At 57.0% G+C, this 2412-nt stretch carries 3 protein-coding genes; 2 read left to right on the plus strand and 1 reads right to left on the minus strand.

The window, feature by feature from the left end; all coding sequences use genetic code 11:
* Positions 1–271 precede the first annotated feature (271 nt).
* Positions 272–868, plus strand: coding sequence for a hypothetical protein (locus tag ACH2EH_RS01205; RefSeq protein ID WP_395138011.1), 597 nt, complete (start codon positions 272–274; stop codon positions 866–868).
* Positions 763–1080 (plus strand): hypothetical protein, encoded by a 318-nt coding sequence (locus ACH2EH_RS01210; protein WP_395138013.1) that lies wholly within the window; start codon positions 763–765, stop codon positions 1078–1080. The genes ACH2EH_RS01205 and ACH2EH_RS01210 overlap by 106 nt, the downstream gene beginning before the upstream one ends.
* Positions 1081–1215: 135 nt before the next feature.
* Here the strand turns inward: ACH2EH_RS01210 and ACH2EH_RS01215 are convergent.
* Positions 1216–2412 (minus strand): hypothetical protein (locus tag ACH2EH_RS01215; RefSeq protein WP_395138015.1); only part of this gene is annotated, 1197 nt, incomplete at its 5' end.

Here is a 2412-nt window from a genome sequence, read left to right on the forward strand (position 1 = left end):
GCCACCGCCCAGGAGTATACTACTAAGGAATCCTCCAATAACAGCCCCTACAACTCCTAAAAGTATAGTCAGGAGCAAGCCTGACGGCTCTTCCCGCGACCCTGGCATCAGAGCTTTGGCGATCACCCCCGCGATCAAGCCAACCACGATCCATGCTATAAATCTCATTGTTATTTCCTCTTCTCCAAATGTTGTTGTCTAGAGGCTCATGACGAACTCTAGGTTCCCTTTTCTTCGTTTGAACACGGGTAAAAAAACGGTATAAAGCGTTATGCGTCGACACTCCCCCAAACGCTCTCGTCGTCGGCAAATGGCACTGTTTTTTGTGGCAGCGCTGATCGGATTGGTAGCGCTTGACTACTACGCCTTTTCTTACGGCGCGGCTATCTCTGGGTGGACGCTGAGCACGCGTACCAATGGGCTCTGGGTGCGCTACACGCACTACTTTGGGCAGAAGAGTGACGCGGAGATTTCGGCGCTTTGTGAGCGGCTTAAGGCGGAGGGGATTCGCGATGCCTACTTCCATGTGCGCTTTATCCAGGCCGATGGCTCGCTGAAGTTCCGCTACCTTGAGCAGGCCCAAAGGCTCGTCATGGCGGTGCACAGGCAAGCGCCGAGAACGCGGGCTATTGCCTGGGTTTATGTGGGCAATGCGCGTGGTGAGGGAGCCGTGGTGCTCTCTGATCCCACGGTGCGCCAGAAAATGGTCGCCGAGGCGCTCTGGCTGTGCACGGAGTGCGGCTTTGATGGGACGCGACGGCAGTGCCCCTCGACGATGGCTGGGCGGATGCGATTGTCGCCGACCTGCCGTTTGGACAGCGCATCGGAAGCCATAAAGACAATGTCAAGCTCTACCCGGCGCTCCTAGCCAAAGCCGAGCGCCTGCTTCGCGTTGGTGGCACAGAGGTCTTTCTGACGCACGAGATCCGTCTGTTTGAGGAGACACTGGGGCCACAGTGGAAGATCGAGCGCGTGATCCCCCTCGCGCTGGGCGGGATGCATCCCAGGCTCTACGTTCTAAACCGACTCAACGCGAGAGCAAGTGGGGGAGCAAAAAAGGGTTCCCACAAGACAACCTAAGCAGCATTGAAAAAATATAGCAACATCTTGAACGAGTACTACCATCTACTCCCTCGGAATCACACCATTGGAAAATGTTGCTCAAATTATGCGTTTCTGCTTAGCTAACCTAGCGCTTACGTTGGCACACGACCATTATTCCGTGACGAGAGGCTTTAGCAGACGAAGCGCGTCTTGGAGGGGAAAGAGACGCAGATCCAGCGCCACGCCATCCCAAGAGGCTGCTTTGTCGCTTGTACCTCCGATCCGAAGCTCTTGCTCCACGGTCGCGACCAGCCCAGCGGTGCTATCGGGGACGACTTTTACCTTGAAGTGCTCACCCAAAGAGTGATTGGGCCGGTAGCTCATGCGTCGCCAGAGATCACGGCTCTGGCTGCGGGCTGTTTTTAGAGTTTCCGGCTGCAAGTAGGTTGTATTGGCTCGGGGGAGTAGCTGTGGCTTTTCCCAGAGAGCAAAGAAACGCTCGTGGGGGCTGCGATCCAGAACCAATACGGGAAGGGAGGGTGCCGTGCGCTGGAGAAGGGCGTGAAAAGGCTGGAGCGAATCGGCATTGCGCTGATAGCGCCAGTCGTTCCAGCGGCGTTCCAGTAGCTCGTCCTCGTAATGGTCGTTGAGCCAGGGGAGCTTCAGGTTCACCGTAAAGGTTTCTGTTTGGGCGATGTCCAGCGGGTCCATATTCTCTGCACGTAAGAACGCGAGCCGCTCTTCAACGGAGCAATTGTAGGAAAATGCAGCCCCAACGGGCCGGGCAAATCCAGGTGTCGCTTCTTCTTGCTTGATCGAAAAGATTGGATAGAGTGTATCGGTGAGCAGGAGTTGGCTCAATCCCGGCAGATCCGCCACTTTTTGGAGACGCTCGGCTACCAGTGGATGCTTGGGTTCTAGCCAGTCTAAGACCACGGGCTGACGCTCTGCCATCGTGGCTTGCTTGATGAGGCGTCTTCCCGCCACGCTTCCCGTCTCGCCCAGCTGATTCAAGGCGCTCCCCGCCATCCCCGATGCCGCACGCAGCAGCCGCAAGACAGCCCCGACCCCAACGTTTTTTCGGTTTCCTTCGGCCAAAGCAGCCTCGAAACGCTTTTTGACTTCCTCCCAGGGCAGCTCGGTGGGCACTTCCAGGCAAAGCCCGAATTTCTTTTGAGCAGCAAGTTCTATCAGACCTGACACTTCTTCCAGAGTCGGGAGTGCGATGAGCCAGATGCGCCGCGTGGCAGACTTGCCCACGAGCTGCGGCCACTGCCGAGGGGGTGGCTTTGGAGCGGTCACTTCGGGAGTGGTCATGAGAGAGAGCGCATCCATATCCCACTGCTCCCCCACAATCTCTTTGGAGGG

Origin of the sequence: Armatimonas sp., from assembly GCF_043760365.1 — a bacterium.
Taxonomy (GTDB): domain Bacteria; phylum Armatimonadota; class Armatimonadia; order Armatimonadales; family Armatimonadaceae; genus Armatimonas.

Coding starts and splice junctions, on each gene's coding strand:
- ACH2EH_RS01205 (WP_395138011.1), top strand. CDS start 272: ATGCGTCGACACTCCCCCAAACGCTCTCGTCGTCGGCAAATGGCACTG.